Origin of the sequence: Microbacterium resistens (genome assembly GCF_031456305.1) — a bacterium.
Classification (GTDB): Bacteria; Actinomycetota; Actinomycetes; order Actinomycetales; family Microbacteriaceae; genus Microbacterium; species Microbacterium resistens_A.
In genome coordinates, this window is the sequence record NZ_JAVDUM010000013.1 from 58484 (window position 1) to 80041 (window position 21558).

General features: G+C 69.2%; 26 protein-coding genes. 10 read left to right on the plus strand and 16 right to left on the minus strand.

Going from position 1 to position 21558, the window contains the following annotated elements:
• Positions 1–25: 25 nt before the first annotated feature.
• Complete coding sequence (gene serB / locus J2Y69_RS14210; protein ID WP_310021872.1) at positions 26–661, plus strand: phosphoserine phosphatase SerB; 636 nt, start codon at positions 26–28, stop codon at positions 659–661.
• On the opposite strand, the gene J2Y69_RS14215 is transcribed toward serB, so the two are convergent.
• Complete coding sequence (locus J2Y69_RS14215; protein ID WP_310021873.1) at positions 615–1358, minus strand: CPBP family intramembrane glutamic endopeptidase; 744 nt, start codon at positions 1356–1358, stop codon at positions 615–617. The two genes, serB and J2Y69_RS14215, sit on opposite strands and share 47 nt — an antisense overlap.
• 163 nt (positions 1359–1521) lie before the next feature.
• Between J2Y69_RS14215 and J2Y69_RS14220 the strand changes: the two genes are divergently transcribed.
• Entirely contained in the window at positions 1522–1989 is a 468-nt protein-coding gene (locus J2Y69_RS14220) for a nuclear transport factor 2 family protein (RefSeq protein WP_310021876.1), read from the plus strand.
• Positions 1990–1994: 5 nt separating this feature from the next.
• On the plus strand, positions 1995–2564 hold the full coding sequence (locus tag J2Y69_RS14225; protein WP_310021878.1) for a TetR/AcrR family transcriptional regulator: 570 nt from the start codon (positions 1995–1997) through the stop codon (positions 2562–2564).
• Between the two features lie 36 nt (positions 2565–2600).
• Here J2Y69_RS14225 and J2Y69_RS14230 read toward each other — a convergent pair whose 3' ends face one another.
• Positions 2601–3059, minus strand: a complete 459-nt coding sequence (locus tag J2Y69_RS14230) for a GNAT family N-acetyltransferase (protein ID WP_310021880.1) — start codon at positions 3057–3059, stop codon at positions 2601–2603.
• A 96-nt stretch (positions 3060–3155) separates the two neighbouring features.
• On the opposite strand from J2Y69_RS14230, the gene J2Y69_RS14235 reads away from it, so the two are divergent.
• Positions 3156–3851 carry an alpha/beta fold hydrolase gene (locus tag J2Y69_RS14235; RefSeq protein WP_310021882.1) on the plus strand — a complete coding sequence of 232 codons (696 nt, stop codon included), beginning with the start codon at positions 3156–3158 and terminating at the stop codon, positions 3849–3851.
• Between the two features lie 40 nt (positions 3852–3891).
• Here J2Y69_RS14235 and J2Y69_RS14240 read toward each other — a convergent pair whose 3' ends face one another.
• Positions 3892–4602, minus strand: coding sequence for a beta-ketoacyl-ACP reductase (locus J2Y69_RS14240; protein ID WP_310021884.1), 711 nt, complete (start codon positions 4600–4602; stop codon positions 3892–3894).
• Positions 4603–4731: 129 nt separating this feature from the next.
• Between J2Y69_RS14240 and J2Y69_RS14245 the strand changes: the two genes are divergently transcribed.
• Genes J2Y69_RS14245 through J2Y69_RS14260 form a run of 4 tightly spaced genes read left to right on the plus strand, consistent with a single transcriptional unit; the run spans position 4732 to position 6876 of the window.
• The gene (locus J2Y69_RS14245; protein WP_310021886.1) at positions 4732–5409 is read left to right on the plus strand and encodes a DUF4190 domain-containing protein; all 678 of its coding nucleotides are present in this window, start codon (positions 4732–4734) and stop codon (positions 5407–5409) included.
• Between the two features lie 59 nt (positions 5410–5468).
• Positions 5469–5840 (plus strand): DUF3099 domain-containing protein, encoded by a 372-nt coding sequence (locus J2Y69_RS14250; RefSeq protein ID WP_310021888.1) that lies wholly within the window; start codon positions 5469–5471, stop codon positions 5838–5840.
• Positions 5837–6049, plus strand: a complete 213-nt coding sequence (locus J2Y69_RS14255; protein ID WP_310021890.1) for a hypothetical protein — start codon at positions 5837–5839, stop codon at positions 6047–6049. Before J2Y69_RS14250 ends, J2Y69_RS14255 begins: the two co-directional genes overlap by 4 nt.
• Entirely contained in the window at positions 6046–6876 is an 831-nt protein-coding gene (locus J2Y69_RS14260; RefSeq protein WP_310021892.1) for an SURF1 family cytochrome oxidase biogenesis protein, read from the plus strand. Before J2Y69_RS14255 ends, J2Y69_RS14260 begins: the two co-directional genes overlap by 4 nt.
• A 178-nt stretch (positions 6877–7054) precedes the next feature.
• On the opposite strand, the gene J2Y69_RS14265 is transcribed toward J2Y69_RS14260, so the two are convergent.
• From J2Y69_RS14265 to J2Y69_RS14280, 4 genes are all read right to left on the minus strand, one after another.
• A complete protein-coding gene (locus J2Y69_RS14265) occupies positions 7055–8653 on the minus strand; it encodes an ABC-F family ATP-binding cassette domain-containing protein (RefSeq protein ID WP_310021894.1) in 1599 nt (532 codons plus the stop codon).
• Positions 8654–8764: 111 nt separating this feature from the next.
• Positions 8765–9361: an energy-coupling factor transporter transmembrane component T family protein gene (locus J2Y69_RS14270; RefSeq protein ID WP_310021899.1), complete on the minus strand. Its 597-nt coding sequence runs from the start codon at positions 9359–9361 to the stop codon at positions 8765–8767.
• Positions 9358–10038 (minus strand): energy-coupling factor ABC transporter ATP-binding protein, encoded by a 681-nt coding sequence (locus J2Y69_RS14275; protein ID WP_310021901.1) that lies wholly within the window; start codon positions 10036–10038, stop codon positions 9358–9360. Before J2Y69_RS14275 ends, J2Y69_RS14270 begins: the two co-directional genes overlap by 4 nt.
• A complete protein-coding gene (locus tag J2Y69_RS14280) occupies positions 10028–10609 on the minus strand; it encodes a biotin transporter BioY (RefSeq protein ID WP_310021903.1) in 582 nt (193 codons plus the stop codon). The genes J2Y69_RS14275 and J2Y69_RS14280 overlap by 11 nt, the downstream gene beginning before the upstream one ends.
• Positions 10610–10662: 53 nt before the next feature.
• Here J2Y69_RS14280 and J2Y69_RS14285 point away from each other — a divergent pair, with 53 nt between their 5' ends.
• Entirely contained in the window at positions 10663–11292 is a 630-nt protein-coding gene (locus J2Y69_RS14285) for a TetR family transcriptional regulator (protein ID WP_310021906.1), read from the plus strand.
• On the opposite strand, the gene J2Y69_RS14290 is transcribed toward J2Y69_RS14285, so the two are convergent.
• The 7 genes from J2Y69_RS14290 to sufB all read right to left on the minus strand — a co-directional run bounded on the left by J2Y69_RS14290 (position 11264) and on the right by sufB (position 18125).
• Positions 11264–12643 (minus strand): MFS transporter, encoded by a 1380-nt coding sequence (locus J2Y69_RS14290; RefSeq protein WP_310021908.1) that lies wholly within the window; start codon positions 12641–12643, stop codon positions 11264–11266. The two genes, J2Y69_RS14285 and J2Y69_RS14290, sit on opposite strands and share 29 nt — an antisense overlap.
• Complete coding sequence (locus J2Y69_RS14295) at positions 12640–13800, minus strand: MalY/PatB family protein (protein ID WP_310021910.1); 1161 nt, start codon at positions 13798–13800, stop codon at positions 12640–12642. Before J2Y69_RS14295 ends, J2Y69_RS14290 begins: the two co-directional genes overlap by 4 nt.
• A 215-nt stretch (positions 13801–14015) precedes the next feature.
• The gene (locus J2Y69_RS14300) at positions 14016–14345 is read right to left on the minus strand and encodes a metal-sulfur cluster assembly factor (protein ID WP_310021913.1); all 330 of its coding nucleotides are present in this window, start codon (positions 14343–14345) and stop codon (positions 14016–14018) included.
• A 9-nt stretch (positions 14346–14354) separates the two neighbouring features.
• Positions 14355–15125 (minus strand): Fe-S cluster assembly ATPase SufC, encoded by a 771-nt coding sequence (gene sufC / locus J2Y69_RS14305; RefSeq protein WP_310021915.1) that lies wholly within the window; start codon positions 15123–15125, stop codon positions 14355–14357.
• A 49-nt stretch (positions 15126–15174) separates the two neighbouring features.
• Positions 15175–15510, minus strand: a complete 336-nt coding sequence (locus tag J2Y69_RS14310; protein ID WP_310021918.1) for a non-heme iron oxygenase ferredoxin subunit — start codon at positions 15508–15510, stop codon at positions 15175–15177.
• Positions 15507–16706 (minus strand): Fe-S cluster assembly protein SufD, encoded by a 1200-nt coding sequence (gene sufD, locus J2Y69_RS14315; RefSeq protein WP_310021920.1) that lies wholly within the window; start codon positions 16704–16706, stop codon positions 15507–15509. Before sufD ends, J2Y69_RS14310 begins: the two co-directional genes overlap by 4 nt.
• Entirely contained in the window at positions 16707–18125 is a 1419-nt protein-coding gene (gene sufB / locus J2Y69_RS14320) for a Fe-S cluster assembly protein SufB (protein ID WP_310021922.1), read from the minus strand.
• A gap of 228 nt (positions 18126–18353) precedes the next feature.
• Between sufB and J2Y69_RS14325 the strand changes: the two genes are divergently transcribed.
• The gene (locus J2Y69_RS14325) at positions 18354–19310 is read left to right on the plus strand and encodes a COX15/CtaA family protein (RefSeq protein WP_310021923.1); all 957 of its coding nucleotides are present in this window, start codon (positions 18354–18356) and stop codon (positions 19308–19310) included.
• A 62-nt stretch (positions 19311–19372) separates the two neighbouring features.
• Here J2Y69_RS14325 and J2Y69_RS14330 read toward each other — a convergent pair whose 3' ends face one another.
• Both J2Y69_RS14330 and J2Y69_RS14335 read right to left on the minus strand, forming a co-directional pair.
• Positions 19373–20425: a hydroxyacid dehydrogenase gene (locus tag J2Y69_RS14330; RefSeq protein WP_310021925.1), complete on the minus strand. Its 1053-nt coding sequence runs from the start codon at positions 20423–20425 to the stop codon at positions 19373–19375.
• A 20-nt stretch (positions 20426–20445) separates the two neighbouring features.
• A complete protein-coding gene (locus tag J2Y69_RS14335; RefSeq protein WP_310022042.1) occupies positions 20446–21366 on the minus strand; it encodes a heme o synthase in 921 nt (306 codons plus the stop codon).
• Positions 21367–21558 lie beyond the last annotated feature (192 nt).

The window sequence follows — 21558 nt, forward strand, 5'->3', positions numbered from 1 at the left end:
CCCACCGAGCCGATACGCTCGTCGCGTGACCTCCGCGCGCTTCCTCGTCGTCCTCGACGCCGATTCGACCCTCATCCAGGACGAGGTGATCGAGCTCATCGCCGATGAGGCCGGGCGCCGCGCCGAAGTGCAGGCCGCGACCGATGCGGCGATGCGTGGCGAGGTCGACTTCGCCGAGAGCCTCCGCTCCCGCGTCGCGGCGCTCGCAGGGGTCCCCCTCTCCGCGTTCGAACGGGTCCGCGGCCGGGTGCGGCCGACGCCGGGCGTCACTGCCCTGACCGACGCGGTGCACGCCAGGGGCGGCATCGTCGGCGTCGTCTCCGGCGGGTTCCACGAGGTGCTCGACCACATCGCCCCCGGCCTGGGCGTCGACCGCTGGCGGGCGAACCGTCTGGATATCCGCAACGGCGCACTTTCCGGTGCGGTCGACGGCGGGATCGTCGACGCCGAGGCGAAGGCGCAGACGCTTCTCCAGTGGGCGTCCGAGCTCGGGGTGATCCCGGGGCGCACCATCGCGATCGGCGACGGAGCCAACGATCTCCGGATGATGGACGTCGCGGGCCTCGGCCTCGCCTTCAACTCCAAACCGGCTGTGCGCGCGGCGGCGAACCTCGTCATCGGGCCGCAGGACCTCGCCCAGGTGATCCCGCTCCTGCCCTGATCATCGGGCGCAGGATCGCAGCCGCGGTCGCGAGGAAGACGGCGCAGGTGAGTGCGACGGCCGCGTCCGGCAGCGGGTTCGCCGAGAGGATGGTCGTGAAGTCTGCGGCGGCGTGTATGAGCACGAGCGGAAGCACCCAGCGGAAGCGATACTGGAACGCCGCCAACCCGATGCCGTAGCACGCGGAGATGAGAACGTTGAGGAGGACGTCGTCGGCCGTGCGCGCGGTGGTCGCGAACGCAGAGAGGTGCTGCAGGCCGAAGAGAGCGCCGGTGAGCACGACGGCACCGGCGGGACCGAAGGAACGCCGCATCCGCTCCAGCACGACGACGCGACTGATGAGCTCTTCGTTCAGGCCGACGAGGAGCAGGGTGAGCGCCCAGAGCCCAAATCCCGGCGGCCGCACGACGAGACCGCTCGGCACCGCCCACAGCAGCACCTCGACGATGAAGGGCACGAGGAACAGGGCAGCGGTCCTCCCCCGCCACAACGAGAACAGGCCGGATGCGCGCCACTGGCCGCGCATCGTCACGATCACGACGGCGAGGAGGACACACGCGACGTTGACGGCGAACCCCAGGTACCAGCCCGAGACCCCCAGCAGCGGCGCCAACGCCAGCACTCCCACGATCACGCCGAACCGAAGGATGTGCACCGCTACGCCGAACCCGAGCGCCCGCCAATGGTCGACTGTCACCCGCGCACCTTAGCGGGCGATAGTGACCTGCTCGTAGCCCGCGTGCCGATATTCCCGCCACCCCGCGGTGGTCTCCGATCTCGGCTTGCGCTTTACCGATTGGTACAGCAGACTGGTTGTACCGATCGGTAAAGAACCGATGTCAAGATTGAAGGAGTCATCCATGGACGAACGTCCACCTCTTCCCCCGTTCACTGCCGAGACGGCCATGCAGAAGGCACGTGCGGCCGAGGACGCCTGGAACACGCGCGACCCCGAGCGGGTCGCCCACGCCTACACCGTCGACAGCACCTGGCGTAACCGTGATCGCTTCGTGAACGGCCGCGCCGAGATCGTCGCGCTGCTCACCGAGAAGTGGGCGCGGGAGCTGGAGTACCGCCTCATCAAGGAGGTCTGGGCGTACGAGGGAAACCACATCGCCGTCCGCTTCGTCTACGAGTCCCGCGATGTCGAAGGCCGCTGGTTCCGCTCGTTCGGCAACGAGAACTGGGAGTTCGATGAGCACGGTCTGATGCGTCGCCGGCTCGCCGCGATCAATGACGTGCCGATCCAGCAGACCGATCGGCTGTTCCATTGGCCGCTCGGACCGCGTCCGGCCTCGCACCCCGGCCTCACCGAGCTGGGGATCTAGCCGTCATGGCCAAGCCGCCCACGACGCGGGAAGCTGTGATCTCCGTGCTCGCAGAAGCGTTCCGCGAGCACGGATACGAGGGGGCGAGCATGGCCATCCTCCAAGACGCGACCGGGCTCGGTCGCGGGAGCCTCTATCACTTCTTCCCCGGCGGGAAGGAGGAGATGGCCGCCGCAGTCCTCGCCGACATCCGGACATGGTTCGATGAGCGCGTGTTCGCACCGCTGCGCGCCGCCAGCGCCGCCGTGGACGCTGACGGCGCGCGTCAGGGCGTTCGCGCCATGTTCGACGAGGTGGACGGCTACTTCCGCTCCGGCCGACGGGTGTGCCTTCCCGGCATGTTCGCCGTCGGTCGGGAACGCGACCGGTTCGATGAGGCCGTACGCGGCTACTTCGCCGAATGGATCGACGCACTCACCGCCGCCCTGGACGCCACAGGAACGCCCGAGCCTCGAGCGCACGCCGTCCAGCTGGTCGCCACCGTCCAAGGCGGCATCACCCTCGCCCGGGCCCTGAACGACCCCGGAGCTTTCGACATCACGGTCACGGCCGCTCGCGCACCCCTCGACGTATAGGACCCTGCTGCCGCATCCAGGGCAGCGGTTGTCGAGTCAGCCGAGTGGCGCCAGGTCTTTGCTCATGAAGATCCGGCTCGAGCCCGCGGGCTCGCAAGGAATCCGCCCGAACTCGGTCCATCCGTGCCGCTCATAGAACTGCGGGGCTTGGAAGCTGATCGTGTAGAGAAACCCCGTCGTGCATCCCCGTCGTATGGCCTCCTCCTCGGCCTGCCCGAGAAGCCGGCTACCGAGTCCGGACCCGCGAAGTGCGGGAGGAACGTAGAACAGGTCGACGAACCAGACCGCCATCGATGTCTTGCCCGTTATTCCGCCGATGGTCTTCCCCGTGGCCTCGTCCCGGATCAGAACGGCGAGCGATCTGCGGTCCTCTATGCCCGTGAGATCGATGTTGAAGGCGTCCAGCGCCTCCGAGACCGCCGTGACATCACCGTTGCTCGGACTGTCCGTCACGAGGATCGCGACGTCGTCAGGTAACCGGTTGCTGCCGTTCATCCTCCTCATTTTAACGTAGGCATCGGAGTCGTCGACGGTCCGCAAGCGGAGCGGGAGCCCCTGTCCGGTGTCGGTGGCCGGGGATAGCGTCTGGATATGGACATCATCCTCGTACCCGGTCTCTGGCTCGACGCGTCGTCCTGGGACCCGATCCTCCCTGCCCTCCGAGACGCCGGCCACCGGCCCGTGGCGCTCACCATGCCAGGGGTCGGCACTCCCGCCCCCGGGTCATCGGATGTGGGCATCGAGGACTGGGTCGCGGCGACGGTGGCCGCGATCGACGCTGCCGACGGACCCGTCGTCGTGGTCGGTCACTCGGGAGGCGGCAACGTGGCCTGGGGAGCAGCCGATGCCCGGCCCGATCGAGTACGCCGTGTCGTCCTCGTGGACACCGCCCCGCCGCCGAGCGGCTCAGGCATCAGCGAGTTCGCCGTGGTGGACGGCGTGATCCCGTTCCCGGGCTGGGACTTCTTCGACGCCGACGACGTCGCGGACCTCGACGAGGAGACGCGCGCCCGCACCGCACCGCTCATGCGGAGCGTCCCGGCCCGTGTTCCGACGGACGGCATCGTCCTCGGCGATCAGCGACGCTACGGGATCCCGGTCTCCCTCCTCATGGGCGGGCTCACGCAGGAGGAGTTCGAAGGGTTTCTCGCGCAGTGGGGTTCCTACGGAGACGAGTACCGGGCGATCCGTGACGTCGAGGTCGTGCGGATCGGCTCCGGACACTGGCCGCAGTTCTCCGCGCCGACACGCCTCGCCGAGCTCCTCGTCGCGGCGGTCGATCGCTGAGCCCGGCGTCCGGCTTCGGAGTTCGGAGGGGGCCTGCGCGTCAGTGCCCCATCCCGAGGCCGCCGTCGACAGGGATGACCGCACCGGAGATGTAGGCGGCATCGTTCGAGGCGAGCCACGCCACGACACCGGCGACCTCGTCGGGTGTAGCGAACCGACCCGCCGGAATGCTGCTCTTGTACTGCTTCTGCGTCTCCTCCGGCAGCTCGGCGGTCATGTCGGTCTCGATGAAACCGGGAGCCACCACGTTCGCCGTGATCCCTCGGGCACCGAGTTCGCGGGTAAGGGAACGGGCGAAGCCGACCAGGCCGCTCTTGGAGGCGGCGTAGTTGAGCTGACCGGCCGACCCGTAGAGTCCGACGACGCTGGAGATCAGGATCACCCGGCCGAAGCGCGCACGGATCATCCCCTTCGAGGCGCGCTTGACCACACGGAACGCGCCGCCGAGGTTCGTCGCGACCACGCTGTCGAAGTCGTCCTCGCTCATCCGCAGCAGAAGCGTGTCCTTGGTCACGCCGGCATTGGCCACGACGATCTCGACCGGGCCGAGCTTCTCCTCCACCTCTCCGAACGCGGTGTCCAGCGATGCGGCATCCGTGACGTCGGCACGGACCGTCAACGTCCCTGCCGGTCCCTCGCCGCTGCGTGCGGTCACCGCCACCCGGTATCCGTCGCGGACGAACCGCTCGGCGATCGCATAGCCGATCCCGCGGTTTCCGCCGGTCACGAGTACAACGCGGTCAGTCGACATCCAGTGCTCCCAAGGTCGGTGTTTCTGCGACGCAAGCCTACCGATCGGGAGGCACGGCCCGGATCGGGCGGGGAATTGACAACAACCACGGCGCGCGACGATTCTGAAGGTGATCAGGAAGAGGGCATCGTGAGCGACGACGGCAGCGCAGATCAGTTCCGAGGGCAGATACCGCCCGTCCCGCCCCTGCCCGGAGGCCCGAGCCTCCCGCCGGCGCCCGGCGATCACGTCACGCCACCGGCACCGGCACCGAACGGTCACGCGGCTCCCCCGGCGTACGGAGCGCCTGAAGCCGCTCCGTACGGTTCCGGACGGCCAGCGCCCGGAGCCGCGTACCCAGCGGCACCAGGCCCCGGATACCCGCCCGCGCCCAGCCCCGGGTACGCGCCTGCACCGGGGGCCGGATATCCGGCACTGCCCTCTGCGGGACAGAACCAGAGCCTGCCGACTCCCCCTGTCGCACCGTCGCCGTACGGCTACGGCGCTGCGCCCTACGTTGCGCCCTACGCGCCGCCGAGGCCGACGAGCGGGCTCGCGATCACGTCTCTCATCTGCGGGATCGCCGGCCTCGTGCTCAGCTTCATCGTGGTCCCTCTCCTGGCGTCGATCGTCGCGGTGATCACCGGCCACATGGCGCTCGGGCAGACCAAGAGGGATCCTCGACTCGGCGGGCGGGGCCTTGCGATCACCGGTCTCGTGCTCGGGTACATCGGCGTCGCGGGCCTCATCTTCGTCATCGTCACGCTGATCATCAGCATCCTCCTCTTCGGCACCGTCGCGCTCACGGCCATCCCCTTCGCGCAATGACCCCGGCGTCGCCGCGATCCGAGGCATCGGCGGTTCCGGCGGCGTAGGCTGGAGCCATCGTGAGAAAGACCGCGAACGCTCCCTCCGTCACCTCCCTCCCGCGTGCTCCGCGGGACGAGGCGACCAGTCGTGTGCGCCAGTACATGATCACAATGGGGATCCGCGTCGCCTGCTTCGTGCTCATGGTGGTGATCACGCCTTACGGCTGGTACACCTGGGTCTTCGGGATCGCCGCGGCGGTCCTCCCCTACATCGCCGTGGTCTTCGCGAACGCCGGTGACGACTCGGTGCCGACGCGTGCGGAGTCCCCCCGCCTCGAGCTGACCGCGGACACCACAATCCCCGCGGAGAGCACCTCGGCCCAGCCGACGATCACCCTCCATGAGAGCGAGTCGTCTGAGCGTCCGCCCGGCCCCGTGTCCGCCTCGTGAGCCTCGGTTCCGGGCCGCCGGGGGAAGCGGAGTGCTCACGCGCCGGCTGCCGCCTACGGGCCTCGCATCGCATCCTCTGGCGCAACCCCCGCATCCACGGGCCGGAACGACAGAAGGTCTGGCTCGCCTGTGACGAGCATCTGGCTTTCCTCAGCGACTACCTCCGTGCCAGGGACTTTCCCGTCGAAGTCAGAGAGGGCCTGGGATGACTCGTCAGCGACTGCTCCGGTGGAGCGCCTACGTCGCGGTCGCCATCGTCTTCGCGATCGTCTGCGCGTTCCTCTCGAACTGGCAGTTCTCCCGCAATGACGGACGCGAGACGCAGATCCGTCTCGTCGATGCGAACTATGGGGCCGATCCGGTCCCGCTGGGCGATCTCCTGGCCCCCGGAGCCACGCTGGCCGAGGACGACCAGTGGCATCCCGTCGAGCTGGAAGGCGTCTACGACACCGAGCACCAGTTGCTCGTCCGCAACCGCCCGCACGGCGGCACCAGCGCCTTCGAGGTGCTCGTGCCGTTCCGGACCGGGGACGGCCGCGTGTTCATCGTGAACCGCGGATGGGTCCCCCCGGGCGAGGGCGAGCTTCCGGAGACCATCCCCGCCGCACCGCCCGGGGAGGTCTCCGTGATCGTGCGGCTCCGGCCGGGAGAGCCGCTGCCGCCCTCCGGGCGTGGAGCGCCCGACGGCCAGGTGCCGAGCATCAACCTCACGGCGGTGGCGACGGCGATCGACGCCCCCTCCGGCCAGGTCGACACGGGCGCCTACGGCGAGCTCGTGAGCGAGGACCCGGCGCCGGCCACCCGTCCGCATGCGTTCGACATGCCCTCGGAGGACCCCGGCCCTCACCTCTCCTACGCGATCCAATGGATCCTCTTCGCCCTGATGGGCTTCATCTTCATCGGCTACATCATCCGTACTGAGATCGTGAAGCACCGCGAGGAGAGCGCCGGTCGTCCGCCGCGCGGCCCGCGCCGTCGGCGCGACCGCGACATGACCGACGAGGATGCTCTCCTCGACGCCGTCGACCAGCACTGAGCATCCCGTTCCCGACACCGAGCCTGCGGCTCAGGATCCAACCGGCCCGCGCCGGTTGCGCGAGCCCGGAACACCTGCACGACGAGAACGGCGCTTCAGTCGTGCAACCGTCTCCCGGTCGCGCGATCGGCACGGCTGGGAGACCGTAGGACGGTCGGCCTCGCGCCGGGGCGCTGCCTCAGGCGAGCTCGATGAGGTCCTGGTAGTCCTTGCTCCAGATGTCTTCCACGCCGTCCGGAAGGATCAGCACGCGCTCAGGATTGAGGGAGGCGACGGCGCCGGGATCGTGCGAGACCAGGACGACGGCACCCTCGTAGTGGGCGAGCGCACCGAGGATCTCCTCGCGCGAGGCCGGATCGAGGTTGTTCGTCGGCTCGTCCAGGAGCAGCATGTTCGCCGAGGAGACCACCAGCGTCGCGAGCGACAGCCGGGTCTTCTCCCCTCCGGAGAGGACGCCTGCTGGCTTGTGCACGTCGTCCCCGGTGAAGAGGAAGGAGCCGAGCACCTTCCTGGCCTCGGTCTCGGTGAGATCCGGCGCCGCCGACACCATGTTCTCCAGCACCGACCGCGCGACGTCGAGGTTCTCGTGCTCCTGCGCGTAGTAGCCGACCTTGAGACCGTGTCCCGGCTCCAGCTGGCCGGTGTCCGGCTGATCGACCCCGGCGAGGATGCGCAGCAGCGTGGTCTTGCCCGCACCGTTCAGTCCCAGGACGACGACCTTGGAGCCACGGTCGATCGCAAGGTCGACGTCGGTGAAGATCTCGAGCGAACCGTACGACTTCGACAGCCCGGAGGCCTGCAGCGGCGTCTTGCCGCACGGTGCCGGCTTCGGGAACCGGAGCTTGGCGACCCTGTCCTCCTGGCGGACCTCGTCCAGTCCCGAGAGGAGCTTCTCCGCCCGCGCCATCATCTGGTGCGCCGCCGCGGCCTTGCTCGCCTTCGCACCGAACCTCGCGGCCTGCTGCTGCAGCGACGTCGCCTTCTTCTCGGCGTTCGCCCGCTCCTTCTTGCGTCGCTCCTCGTCAGCCACCCGCTGGCGCAGGTAGTTCTTCCAGTTCATGTTGTAGATGTCGATGCTCTGACGGTTGGCGTCGAGGTAGAACACGCGGTTCACCGTCTCCCCCACCAGCTCCACGTCGTGGCTGATCACGATCAGCCCGCCCTTGTAGCCCTTGAGGAACTCGCGCAGCCACACCACGCTGTCCGCGTCGAGGTGGTTCGTCGGCTCGTCGAGGATCATGGTCGACGCGTCCGAGAAGAGGATGCGGGCGAGTTCGATGCGTCGCCGCTGACCGCCGGAGAGCGTCTTCAGCGGCTGGTCGAGGATGCGGTCGGGCAGCGACAGGTTGTTGGCGATCGACGCCGCCTCGGCCTCGGCCGCGTACCCTCCGAGAGCCTCGAAGCGCTCGGTGAGGTTGCCGAACCGGCGCATCGCCTTGTCGGCGACCTCGGGGTCCGGGGACCCCATGAGCTCCGACGCCTCACGGATGCCGAGCGTGATGGTGCCGAGGCCCCTCGCGTCGAGGATGCGCGTGCGGGCCAGCATCTCCGGGTCACCGGACCGCGGGTCCTGCGGCAGATACCCGAGCTCCCCGCTCCGGTCGACCTTGCCGCCTGAGGGCAGCAGGTCGCCGGCCAGGACCTTCGTCAGAGTGGTCTTGCCCGCACCGTTGCGACCCACCAGACCGATCTTGTCGCCGTCGGCGACGCGGAAGGACACGCCATCCATGAGGAGGCGTGCTCCGATGCGGATCTCGAGATCGTGCACGGCGAGCACAGCAGACGTCCGTTCGTGAAGAGGGGAAGCGGCCGGTCGGCCAGCCTCCCAGTATAGGGCGGGCGGCCGGAGCGGAGGACGAGGCGGCCGCCATGCGCCGTGCGCCCGTGGCTACGGAGCGATGCCCCTGGCCGACAGCGCCTCGCCGACCTCGTCGGCGTGCCGCATCGTCATGACGAGCAGTGGCACGGACGTCCGCGCACCCAGACGGATGCCCCGGGCTTCTTGCGCCTCACGCACCCGCGCGGCGAAGCCGCCGATCACGGGGATCGTCGCGATGGTCAGGGAGAGCGTCATGGCCACTGCGTCGGGATCCACGCCGAGACGGCGCAGCGGGCCCAGCACCCTCCGAATCACGTTCAGGAGATCGACCAGCCGGGTCGTCGCCGTGACGAGCTCCGCGAGGAGCAGCAGCAGGACGATACGGCCCGTGTTCACCACCGCGGTCTCGACCGAGATGAGGACGCCCAGGGCGACACCGAGGATGAGGATGAACCAGCGGAGCCGCCACCACGCCGCCCAGAGCGCGTGCCATGGCTGGCCGGAGATCGGGAAGGCCACGCTGACCGCGATCAGCACGAGAACGGTGCCCACGGCGTCGAGCGGGATCAGCGACATGACGAGCGCGGCGGCCATGAGGCCGACGAGCTTCGGCCCGGCGGGGACCCGGTGCAGGACGCTGTCCCCCGGTCGGTAGAGCGGTCTCATGCGCAGCTCCGCCGATACTCCGCCACCACGGTGTCCGGATCCCCTGCCGCGCGCACCCGGCCCTGATCGAAGAGCACGACCTCGTCGCATCGCACGGCGAGCTCCAGGTCGTGCGTCACGACGACGAGCGGCGCCGCGAGCCCGTCCAGCAGCAGATCGCCGATCATCCTGCCGTTGCGGAGGTCGAGCGTCGTCGTCGGCTCGTCGGCGACGACGAGCTCCGGCTCCGTCATCAGCACCGCCGCCAGCGCGAGGAGCTGTCGCTGGCCGCCGGAGAGCTCTGCGACCGGCGCATCCGCGTGGTCGGTCAGGCCGTATCTGCGGAGAGTCTCCGCGACGCGGACCTCCCCCTCCTCCCTGGGGAGTGCTCGCACCGAGAGCGCAAGATCCTCCGCAGGGGTCGGCAGGAGGATCTGCGCCTCAGGGTTCGCGAACACGAAACCGACCCTTCGGCGCAGCGCCTTGCGGTCGCGGTGCGGGTCCATCCCCAGCACGCGCACGGTTCCGGAGGTCGGCGTCGTGAGCCCGTTCAGGAGACGTGCGAACGTGGACTTGCCGGACCCGTTCGCCCCGATGACCGCCGTCCTCCGAGCGGTCAGATGCAGGGACACGTCTGCCAGCACCGCGCGACCGCTGGCCTGGACATCCACCCCGACAAGACGGATGTCAGGCGACACGGGCGGTCGCGTTCCCCGTCCGGGCGGGGAACGCCGCGGGGTAGGCACGGTGCAGCGCGGCCACCAGAGCCGTCGCCGCGGCCGCCTTCAGCAGGTCTCCGGGGAGGAAAGCGAGGCTGGACAGTGCTGTCGGGCCGAGCGGGACGCCGGTGACCAGCGCCTGGACCGGGACGCCGATGAGGAGGACAACGAGCACCCCGCCGATCAGGGCGGCAAGGGCGGCACGCCACCACGCGAACGCCCCGGTGCGCATGATGAGGCCGATGACGACGACTCCGACCACCCATCCGAGCAGATATCCGGCGCTCGGGCCGACGAAGACCCCGAGCCCTCCGCGTCCGCCGGCGAGAACCGGCAGGCCGACGGCGGCGAGGGCGAGGACCGCGAGAACGGCCAGCGGCGCGCGGCGCGCGCCCAGCACCAGCCCCGCGAGCATGACGCCCAGTGTCTGTGCGGTGATCGGCACGCCTCCGGGGAGCGGCACTGTGACCATGCCGAGAACGATGATGAGCGCCGCGAAGACGGCGATACGGGCGATGTCGGCACCGACGGTGCGCGGAGATGCGGTCATGGCATTCCTTCCTGAACACTGTTCACGTGAACGCCGTTCAGTATACTGATGCCGTGACCCCACCGCGCACCGGCCGACACGACCGCGAGCACATCGTCGAGACCGCCCTCACGCTGCTCGACCGCGTCGGCCTGCCCGACCTCACGATGCGCCGCCTGGCCGCGGAGCTGGATGTGCAGCCCAGCGCGCTCTACTGGCATGTGCGGAACAAGCAGGAGCTGCTCGCCGCCGTCGCCGACCGGATCCTCGACCGCGTCCGGATCCCCGAGGCGGGGCAGGGCGACCTCCAGCAACGCCTCCTCGCGACCGCCAGAGGGATCCGCGACGCTCTCCTCGCCTACCGGGACGGCGCGGAGGTGGTGCTGAGCACCGAGGCCCTGCGTCTCGGCTCCTCGCGTGCACTGGGTGCGCTCGCGACCGTGTTCCGCGCGGACTGCTCCCCCGCCGATGACGCCCGCGCGCGGATCGCCGCGGCCGCGGTGCTGCAGTTCATCCTCGGCCACACGACCCTGGTGCAGCAGCAGATGCACGCCGAGAGCCACGGCGCAGCCACCCCTCCGGCGGGCGTCGAACCCGGCCCCGCGCCCGAGGAGGAGGGCAGCCCCTCCTCCTTCGAGGTGTTCGACGCGGGTGTGCGGATGCTGGCGAGGGGCTTCAGCCTCGCGACGGACTCCCGAGTCTGAGTCCGGGGAGCAGCGCGAGCAGGACGAGTGCCCCCGCGATCGCGAACACGGCCACGAAACCCGCCGACCCAGCCCCCGCCGCGGCGAAGGCGAGCCCCGCGACGGCGATGGTGACCGCCGAGCCGGTCGAGTCGGAGATTGACAGCGCCGACGAGTTGAAGCCCTCGTTGCCGGGCGACGAGTATCCCAGCGTGAGCACGGTGAGCCTCGGATAGAGGAGGCCCATCCCTCCGCCGCCGAGTCCCCAGCCGACCACGACCACCCACGGCGCGACGCCGGAGAGCGCGGCGACCGCGACGGCACCGATCGCGACCAGCACCAGCCCGATGCCGATCAGGGCGATACGCGTGCTGCCGAGTGCATCGCCGTGTCGGCCCTGCACCGCCGACGCGCCGGCCCAGGCCAGGGCGGCGGCCGTCAGCGCGAGACCGGCCCAGGTCGGCGAGAAGCCGAACCTGTCCATCAGGAGATACGGGATGTACGCCTCCGCGGCGAAGAAGGCTCCGGCGATCATGCCCCGGAGGAGGACGACGCTCGGAAGCCCCCTGGCCGCACGAAGCGCGCCGTGCGGCAGAAGGGGGCGGATCGCGATGCCGATGACCACGATCGCCGCGAGGGCGAGCGGCCACGGCCATGGCGACGGCGCGTCGACGGCGAGCCCGACGCCGACCGCGGCGACGGCCACCATGGACGCCAGCAGCAGACGAGGGGCGATCCTGACGTGCGTCCGATCGGGGTCTCCGCCGCCGAGGTCCACACCCCGGAGTCTCCCCGCCACGAGGAAGAAGGCGATGGCGACCAGCACTGCGACGCCGAGGAAGGTCCACCTCCAGTGCAGGTACTCGGTCACCGCCCCGGCCAGGAACGGCCCGACCATGGACGGCACCACCCATGCGGCGGCGAACGCCGCGAAGATCCGTCCGTGCAGTTCCGAGGGATAGAAGCGCGCCACCACGACGTACAGCGCGACGGTCTGCGCGCCGGCGCCGAGTCCCTGGACGAGACGCCCGACGAGCAGGACCGGCATCTCGGTGGCAAGGCCTGCGATGACGAGCCCGACGATGAAGAGCCCGGTCGCCGCGTACAGCGGCGCCCTGGGCCCTGACCTGTCGCTCCAGGCGCCCGCGGCGACCATTCCGATGACACCCGTCGCGAGGGTTCCGCCGAAGGCCACCGCGTACAGCGACTCCCCGTGGAGGTCTGCGCTGACGATGGGCATGACGGTCGTCACGGCGAGCGACTCGACGGCGGCGAGGAAGATCAGTGCGACGGCACCGATCGTCACCCCGGCGTAGCGCCCTCGCCAGACCGACTCCGCGGCCGTCCCCTGTTTGGCCGATCCCGTCGTCATGCGACGCGGAGCGCGGCGATGCGCTGCACCGCTTCCCGGAGGACCTCCGGCGAACAGCCCAGGTTGAATCGGACATGCCCTGCACCCTCGGCACCGAACGTCGGGCCCCGGTTCAGGGCGACACGCGCTTCACGGAGGATCCGACCCGCCGGGTCGTCCCCCCAGCCGAGGCCCCGGAGGTCGACCCAGGCGAGGTAGCCGGCGTCGGGGATCCGATAACGAGCCTCCGGGAGATGCTCGGCGAGCAGGTCGGCGAGCAGCCGCCGATTCTGATCGAGAGCTGCCAGGAGCGCGTCGAGCCAGCTGTCGCTCGCCTCGTCCCAGGCGGCAACCGCGGCCAGCGCCCCGAACAGTCCGGTGCGCCACTCGACCTCGGGAGGAAGGCCGCGGAGGACCGCAGTGGTCTTCTCCCCCGCGGTCACCATGACCGCGCACTTGAGGCCGGCGAGGTTGTACGCCTTGCTCGCGCTGGTCACCGTGAATCCGATCTCGGCGGCCGTCGGAGACGCGGCGAGGAAGGGCGTGTAGTCGACCCCCGGCTGCACGAGCGGCCCGTGGATCTCGTCGCTAACGACGACCGCGTCGTGGGCGGCGGCGATCTCGGCCAGACGCGCGAGCGTGCCCCGCGAGTGGACGGTTCCCGTGGGGTTGTGCGGGTTGCACAGCAGCACCGCACGCGCGCCGTCCGCGAGAGCCGCATCGATGCCGTCCAGGTCGAGCTCCCAACCGGCTCCGGTGTCGCGAAGCGGAACGCTCTGGACGACGCCCCCGGCCTCCTCGATGCAGTCGGTGAACGGCGGGTACACCGGCGGCGCGATCACCACGCGGTCCCCGGGCGTGAGGATGGCGCGCAGGATCTCGACGACGCCCATCATCACGTCGCAGGTCGTGCGGATCTCGGCGGAGTCCACCTCCCATCCGAGCCGCCGCCGGGCGAACGCCGTGAAGGCACGACGAACTCCGGGGTCGGCCGGCGTGTACCCGGTGTCGCCCAAGTCGACTGCGGCCTGGAGCCGTTCCCGGATCGGATCCGCCAGCGGGAAGTCCGTCTCGGCCACGAAGAGCGGCAGCACATCGTCTGGATAGCTGCGCCATTTGGTGCTGGAGCGCTGGCGGAGACGGTCGAGGGGCAAGGCTTGGAGGGGGGAGATCGTCACCCTTCGAGACTATCGACCAGGGCGACGGCAAGGGCTCGGACGACCGCAGGTTTCACGCCGGACGATGACTCCATCCCGGTCGCCTCCATCATCTGGGGCCCGCCGGGCTTCGCTGTGACTTCCAGGCACAGTTGAGCGTGGAGTGTCGCGGTATTTCACAAGAGAAAGACCCTCCGACCTGCCGATCGGCTGGTCAGAGGGTCTTTTGTCAGGTCTCAGATCGCGAAGCCGAGGGCACGCATCATGTCGCGCCCGTCGTCGGTGATCCGCTCCGGGCCCCACGGCGGCATCCAGACCCAGTTGATCCGAAACCGGTCGACGACGGTGTCCAGCGCCTGCGCGGTCTGCTCCTCGAGCACGTCGGTGAGCGGGCAGCCCGCACTGGTCAGGGTCATGTGGATGACGAGGGCATCGTTCTCGTCATCCCAGGCGAGGTCGTAGATGAGGCCGAGGTCGACGACATTGATCCCGAGCTCGGGGTCCATGACATCCTTGAGCGCCTCGGTGACCTCGTCGTACTTCTGCTCGGTCAGCGTCGCGGTCATGTGCCCAGCCTACGCTTCGACAGGCGCCGCGGGGTCGAGGAAACGGTCGTATCCCTCGTCCTCGAGACGGTCGGCGAGCTCGGGCCCGCCCTCCTCGACGATCCGCCCGGCGACCACCACGTGGACGTGGTCCGGTCGGATGTAACGGAGGATGCGGGTGTAGTGCGTGATGAGCAGCACGCCGAGGCCGGTCTCCTCCTTGGCGCGGTTGACGCCCTCGGAGACGATCTTCAGCGCATCGACGTCGAGGCCGGAGTCGGTCTCGTCGAGCACGGCGATCTTCGGCTTGAGCACCTCGAGCTGCAGGATCTCGTGACGCTTCTTCTCACCACCGGAGAAGCCCTCGTTCACATTGCGCTGCGCGAACTTCGGGTCCATGCGGAGCTTCGTCATGGCGGACTTGACGTCCTTCGTCCACTGACGGATCGACGGGGCCTCGCCGTCCAGCGCGGTCTTGGCGGTGCGCAGGAAGTTGGTGACCGTGACGCCGGGGATCTCCACGGGGTACTGCATCGCGAGGAACAGCCCGGCACGGGCGCGCTCGTCGACGCTCATGGCGAGGACGTCCTCACCGTCCAGGGTGATGGATCCCCCGGTCACGGTGTACTTGGGGTGACCGGCGATCGTGTACGCCAGCGTGGACTTGCCGGACCCGTTCGGGCCCATGATCGCGTGGGTCTCCCCCGTGCGCATCGTCAGCGTGATGCCGTTGAGGATCGGGGTGGTCCCTGCATCGGTCTCGACCGTCACGTAGAGGTCGCGGATCTCGAGGACAGACATTCGGATTTCCTTCGTCAGATGGTGTGGTGTGCGTCGGATCGTGCGCGCGTCAGAGCGCGGACACGTCCTTCGTGACGGCGGGATCGATGAGCACGTCGTCGCCGTCGATCTCGACGGTGTAGACGGGCACGGGCTCGTAGGCGGGCAGGTTCAGCGGCTTGCCGGTGCAGAGCGAGAAGGCGGAGCCGTGCGCCCAGCACTCCAGGGTCTGCCCCTCGACGAACCCCTCGGCGAGGGAGACGTCGCCGTGCGTGCAGGTGTCGCCGATCGCGTGGATCGTGCCCTCGGAATCGAGGACGACCGCGATCGGCACGCCCCCGAGCTCGACGCGCAGCGGTGCGTCGGTCTCGAGGTCGCTCACGCCGCACGCCCGCTGTGCGGTCATGCGCTCACCGCCGCCAGCTCGACCTCGATCGCCGCCAGAAGCTCCGCCTCGAGGGAGGGGATGCCCAGTCGCTGCACGATGTCGCTGAGGAATCCGAGGACGACGAGACGCCGCGCCTCCTCCTCGTCGATCCCGCGGGCCTGCAGGTAGAAGAGCTGCTCATCGTCGAAGCGACCGGTCGCGCTCGCGTGACCCGCGCCGAGGATGTCGCCCGTCTCGATCTCCAGGTTCGGGATCGAGTCGGCCCTGGCGCCCTCGGTGAGGACCAGGTTGCGGTTGGCCTCGTAGGAGTCGGTTCCGACCGCGTCGGCGCCGATCAGCACGTCGCCGATCCACACGCTGTGCGCGCCCTCGCCCTGCAGCGCGCCCTTGTAGAGCACGTCGCCCGTGGTGTGCGCGCCCTTGTGGTGCAGGTAGACCTGGCTCTCCAGGTGCTGGCCCGCATCGGCGTAGGACAGGCCGAAGAGGCGCCCCTCCGAGCCCGCACCCGCGAGCTCGACCGTGGGGTTGACCCTGACCACTCCGCCGCCGAACGTGACGACGATGTGCGTGAGGGCGGCATCGCGGCCCACCCTGGCCTGGTGCGCGGAGACGTGCACCGCGTCGTCCTGCCACTGCTGCACGGTGATGACCGTCAGCTTGGCGCCGTCGCGGACAAGGATCTCGACGTTCTGCGCGAGCTGCGCGGAGCCGTGGTGCCGCAGCACGACCGTGGCCGAGCTGTTCGTGCCCGCCTCGATCACGAGGTGCCCGTCGGCGCGGCGATCAGCGCCCTGGCCCGTCAAGGACACGACGATCGGCTCTGCGACCTCCTCGTCCTGCGGGATGGCGAGATGCATCGCCTCGGCCGTGCCCTGCCAGGCGACCGCCGAGACGATGTCCTCGGGGCGGAAGAACTCGCCCCGGGGCGCGTCTCCGAAGCCGAGGCCCGGACGGACGAACCTGTCGTCGCTGACCTCGGTGGTGATCCCGCCCGGGGTCTCGGCGACGGAGAGCAGCGCCGTGATCCGGTTCACGGGCGTGTGCTTCCAGTTCACCTCGCGGCCGTTCGGCGTGCCGAAGTCCGCCGGGTCGAAGGAGTGCGGACGCTCCGAGCGGGTCTGCACCGGCACGAAGGCGTCGGCGACCTGCGCGGCGGGGTCGACGTGGGCGTGGTTGTCCTGCGCCGCGGAGGGCGCCGTCGTCGAGGCCGTCATCTAGCCGACCGATCCTTCCATGCCCATCTCGATGAGCTTGTTCAGTTCCATCGCGTATTCCATGGGGAGCTCTCGCGCGATCGGCTCGATGAAGCCGCGCACGATCATCGCCATCGCCTCGTCCTCCGGCATCCCGCGGGACTGCAGGTAGAACAGCTGCTCCTCGCTGACCTTCGAGACCGTGGCCTCGTGGCCGAGCTGCACGTCGTCCACCCGGATGTCGATCGCCGGATAGGTGTCCGACCGGGATTTGGTGTCGACCAGTAGCGCATCGCAGCGCACGGTGTTCGCGGAGTGGTGCGCGTTCGCATCCACCCGCACCTCGCCACGGTATCCGGCCCTGCCGCCGCCGCGGGCGATCGACTTCGAGACGATCGAGGACTGCGTGTACGGCGCCATGTGGATCATCTTCGCGCCGGCGTCCTGGTGCTGGCCGGGGCCCGCGAAGGCCACCGACAGGGTCTCGCCCTTCGCGTGCTCGCCCATCAGGTAGATCGACGGGTACTTCATCGTCACCTTGGAGCCGATGTTGCCGTCGACCCACTCCATGGTCGCGCCCTCATGGGCGACAGCGCGCTTGGTGACGAGGTTGTAGACGTTGTTCGACCAGTTCTGGATCGTTGTGTAGCGCACGCGGGCGTTCTTCTTCACGATGATCTCGACGACGGCCGAGTGCAGCGAGTCGCTCTTGTAGATCGGCGCCGTGCAGCCCTCGATGTAGTGGACGTAGCTGTCCTCATCGGCGATGATCAGCGTCCGCTCGAACTGGCCCATGTTCTCGGTGTTGATCCGGAAGTAGGCCTGCAGCGGGATCTCGACGTGCACGCCCTTCGGGACGTACACGAAGGAGCCGCCCGACCAGACGGCGGTGTTGAGCGCGGCGAACTTGTTGTCGCCCGCCGGGATGACGGTGCCGAAGTACTCCTCGAAGATCTCCGGGTGCTCGCGCAGCGCGGTGTCGGTGTCGAGGAAGATGACGCCCTGCTCCTCCAGGTCCTCGCGGATCTGGTGGTAGACGACCTCGGACTCGTACTGAGCGGCGACGCCGGCGACCAGGCGCTGGCGCTCCGCCTCCGGGATGCCGAGGCGCTCGTACGTGTTCTTGATGTCGTCGGGGAGGTCGTCCCAGGTCTGCGCCTGCTTCTCCGTGGAACGGACGAAGTACTTGATGTGGTCGAAGTCGATCGCGCTGAGATCAGCGCCCCAGGTCGGCATCGGTTTGCGCCCGAAGAGCGACAGCCCCTTCAGGCGGGTCTTCAGCATCCACTCCGGTTCGCTCTTGAGCGCGGAGATGTCGCGGACGACAGCCTCGCTCAAGCCACGTCTCGCGCTCGCGCCGGCGGCGTCCGAGTCGTGCCAGCCGAATTCGTACACCCCCAGACCATCGAGCTCCGGGCGGTCGATCAGCACATCCGACATCACACACTCTCCTTATCGGGCCGAAACGGTGTCATCCGCACCGGCACGCCGTATCCCCGTCGAGTCTGCAGGGGCGGGTGCCGCTGGTGGGCCCTCATCACGGGCGCTTCGCGCCTAAACTGTTGACGATGCGGCTCGCGGAGCGAGTGCATCCAACATTCCCGATTCTACAGGTTCCCCCCGACTTGCGGACCGAATCCGTCCGCTTCGCAGGGATCCGGAGGACCCATGCCCGAGACCGCTGCTCCCGTCCGCCCCCAGAGTCCTTCCGAGAGCCGTTTCGGCGATCGCCTCTGGAACTGGCTCCCCGCCGAGGTGGACGGGCGGATCAGGGTCTTCGCGTGGCTGTCGTTCCTCGCCGAGGTGATCATCATCGGCACCGGCGGCGCCGTGCGCCTGACCGGATCCGGTCTCGGCTGTTCGGAATGGCCGCTGTGCACCCCCGAGTCCCTCGTTCCGACACCCGAGCAGGGCTTCCACGGCATCATCGAGTTCGGCAACAGGACGATGACCGGGGTCGTCGGACTGCTCGCCGTCGCCGTCATCGTGCTCCTCTGGCGGGTGCGCGCACAGCGCCGCGACCTCTTCGTCCTCTCGGTCGTGATCCTCCTCGGCGGCATCATCCCGCAGGCGATCGTCGGTGGGATCACGGTGATCACGAAGCTCAACCCCTTCATCGTCGGGTTCCACTACACCGCGTCCCTCCTGCTCGTCTGCGTCACGGCCGCGTTCCTGCTCCGGATGAATCAGCCCGCCGGCCCCCGGGTGAAGGCGGTGCCGTCCTGGTTCGCGATCCTCACGCACGTGACAGGCCTCGCGCTGGCGGTCACGATCGTGGTCGGCGTGCTCACGACCGGCTCCGGCCCCCACTCCGGCGACGCGGACATCCAGCGGCACGGCTTCGACGCCACGGTCATGGCCCATGTCCACTCCTGGCCCGGGTACATCCTCGCGGCCCTCGTCCTCACGCTCGCCGTCATCGCCTGGGCTATGCGCCTGGAGCCGCGACGCTGGCTGCTGGTGCTGATCCTCGCGATCGCCGTCCAGGTGGGCGTCGGCATCCTGCAGTCACGGACCGGTCTGCCCGAGGTGCTGGTCGGGATCCACATGGTCCTCGCGGCGCTCTCCGCCGCCGCCTACACGATCGTCGTGCTGAAGCTCAAGCGCCCGGCCGCGGAGGCCTGACCCCGCGACGAGCGCGGAGACGATCGGCGGGGCGGGAGGGTCTGGCTGGCGGAAAGGTCCGCTCAGGCGGTCCTCGCGAGCTCCTCCACCCGGACGGGATGCCGCAGCGGTTCCCCCGCCCGATACCTGTCCAGCTCGGCGATCACCACGTCGGCGAGGCCACGCAGCTCCGTGCCCAGGGAGCCGGCGATGTGAGGGGTGAGCATCACGTTCTCGTGCGCGTACAGCGGGTTGTCCTCGTCGAGCACCCATGGCGTCGTCACGTCGAGGATCGCGAAGAGGTCGCCCCGGAGGATCCGCGCGATCAAGGCGTCCTGATCGACCAGCTCGCCGCGGGCGGTGTTGATCAGCGTCGCCCCCGGCGCCAGGAGCCCGATGAGACGGGCATCGATCATGTGTCGCGTCTCGGGGAGGGACGGCGCGTGGATCGAGACGATATCGGACGTCGCGATCAGCTCCTCCAGCTCCACGCCCCGGACGCCCAGTGCCTCCGCCTCGGACGGATCGAGGTAGGGATCGAACACGACGATCTCGTAGCCGAAGGGCGCGAGCAGCTCGATCACGCGACGACCGATGCGCGATGCGCCGACGATCCCCACGCGCTTGTCCACATTGCCCATGCCGGGGAAGGACTCCTCGACATCGAACCCCGTCCGCTCACGTCGGTACCGCTCCGCGATCGGGAGCACGCGCTTGCCCGCCAACAGGATCATCGCGACGGCGAACTGCGCCACCGGCACGGAGTTCGCCTCGACCGCCGAGCTCACGACGATGCCGCGGGACCAGACCTCGGACGTCAGGTGATGCTTGACGGTGCCCCCGGCATGCAGCACCGCGCGGAGGCGGGGCGCGCGGTCCAGCACCTCCGTGTCCAGAAGGGGCGCATCCCAGCCCGTGATCAGCACGTCGGTCCGGGCGAGCGCCTCACGGGCCGCAGCCGAGTCGAACTCCTGCACGACGCCGAGGACATCGGCGCGCTCGGCGATCGCGCGCAGACGGTTCGCGTCGAAGACACGGGAGTGCAGTTCCGCAGGCATCGCGAACAGGACCGTCGGACGGCTCCCGCCGTCCTGTCGCGCACTCGCACTCACCCAGCTCGCCGTCCCGTCCGACATCGTCTCATCCACCGACACGGTCAGAAGGGCAGGAGCGGGTCGATGGCGACGGCGACGAAGATCAGCGTCAGATACGTGATCGAGGCGTGGAAGACACGCATCGGCTTCGGTGCGCCTCCGCGGACGGCCTGGGAGTAGAGGCGGTGGGACTCGTAGATGAACCACCCGCCGAAGACGGTGGCCGAGATCGTGTAGACCAGGCCCATCCCCGCGACCGGGATCAGCAGCAGCGAGCACGCCACAGTCGCCCAGGCGTAGAGGATCACCTGCAGCCCCACCTGCGGCGCGGTGCGGGTGACGCCGAGCATCGGCACATCGACGCCGTCGTAGTCGTCCTTGTACTTCATCGACAGCGGCCAGTAGTGCGCAGGCGTCCAGAGGAAGACGAGCACGAAGAGGATGGCCGCCGGCCAGTCGAGGGAGCCGGTCACGGCCGCCCATCCGATGACCACGGGGAAGCAGCCGGCGATGCCGCCCCAGATGATGTTCTGCTCTGTGCGGCGCTTGAGGATCATCGTGTAGATGACCACGTAGAAGAAGATCGCCGACGCGGACAGCACGGCGGCCAGCCAGTTGGTGGTGAGCCAGAGCCAGGCGGTCGAGACGATCGCCAGCACCCACGAGAAGACGAGCGCGCCTCGCGGCGTCACCTCCCCCGTGACCAGCGGGCGGTTCTCGGTGCGCTGCATGTGCGCGTCGATATCGCGGTCGAGGTACATGTTGAACGATGCGGCGGAGCCGGCGCTGAGAGAGCCGCCGATCACGGTGGCCGCGACCAGCCACAGGTTCGGCAGACCGCCCTGGGCGAGGAACATGACGGGGACCGTCGAGACCAGCAGGAGCTCAAGGACGCGGGGCTTGGTCAGCGCGATGTACGCCCTGATGGTCCGCTTCATTGAGCGATCTGCTCCGACCGGCCTGGTGATCGTCGAGATGCTGATCGCCTCCTCCTGCGTCCGCGCGCGATTCCCTCCAGTCTAGGGCAACACGCCGGGCGTGAACCGCCCCCGACGCGGTCAGCCCGGACCGACGACGCGCCCCTCCGACCGCACTATGCTGAAATCGCTTGCGCGCCCGATACGTCCCCGCCTTTCCGTGATGTCGCGGAACGCGCATCGGACACGGGCGCTCTG

Bases quoted from the DNA above. Each gene is read 5' to 3' on its own strand.
- sufC (WP_310021915.1), bottom strand. From the start codon at position 15,125: ATGTCTGTCCTCGAGATCCGCGACCTCTACGTGACGGTCGAGACCGAT.
- J2Y69_RS14240 (WP_310021884.1), bottom strand. From the start codon at position 4,602: ATGTCGACTGACCGCGTTGTACTCGTGACCGGCGGAAACCGCGGGATC.
- sufB (WP_310021922.1), bottom strand. From the start codon at position 18,125: ATGTCGGATGTGCTGATCGACCGCCCGGAGCTCGATGGTCTGGGGGTG.
- J2Y69_RS14280 (WP_310021903.1), bottom strand. From the start codon at position 10,609: ATGACCGCATCTCCGCGCACCGTCGGTGCCGACATCGCCCGTATCGCC.
- J2Y69_RS14330 (WP_310021925.1), bottom strand. From the start codon at position 20,425: ATGTCGGACGGGACGGCGAGCTGGGTGAGTGCGAGTGCGCGACAGGAC.
- J2Y69_RS14220 (WP_310021876.1), top strand. From the start codon at position 1,522: ATGGACGAACGTCCACCTCTTCCCCCGTTCACTGCCGAGACGGCCATG.
- J2Y69_RS14225 (WP_310021878.1), top strand. From the start codon at position 1,995: ATGGCCAAGCCGCCCACGACGCGGGAAGCTGTGATCTCCGTGCTCGCA.
- J2Y69_RS14230 (WP_310021880.1), bottom strand. From the start codon at position 3,059: ATGAACGGCAGCAACCGGTTACCTGACGACGTCGCGATCCTCGTGACG.
- J2Y69_RS14235 (WP_310021882.1), top strand. From the start codon at position 3,156: ATGGACATCATCCTCGTACCCGGTCTCTGGCTCGACGCGTCGTCCTGG.
- J2Y69_RS14270 (WP_310021899.1), bottom strand. From the start codon at position 9,361: ATGAGACCGCTCTACCGACCGGGGGACAGCGTCCTGCACCGGGTCCCC.
- J2Y69_RS14325 (WP_310021923.1), top strand. From the start codon at position 18,354: ATGCCCGAGACCGCTGCTCCCGTCCGCCCCCAGAGTCCTTCCGAGAGC.
- J2Y69_RS14310 (WP_310021918.1), bottom strand. From the start codon at position 15,510: ATGACCGCACAGCGGGCGTGCGGCGTGAGCGACCTCGAGACCGACGCA.
- J2Y69_RS14260 (WP_310021892.1), top strand. From the start codon at position 6,046: ATGACTCGTCAGCGACTGCTCCGGTGGAGCGCCTACGTCGCGGTCGCC.
- J2Y69_RS14300 (WP_310021913.1), bottom strand. From the start codon at position 14,345: ATGACCGCGACGCTGACCGAGCAGAAGTACGACGAGGTCACCGAGGCG.
- sufD (WP_310021920.1), bottom strand. From the start codon at position 16,706: ATGACGGCCTCGACGACGGCGCCCTCCGCGGCGCAGGACAACCACGCC.
- J2Y69_RS14290 (WP_310021908.1), bottom strand. From the start codon at position 12,643: ATGACGACGGGATCGGCCAAACAGGGGACGGCCGCGGAGTCGGTCTGG.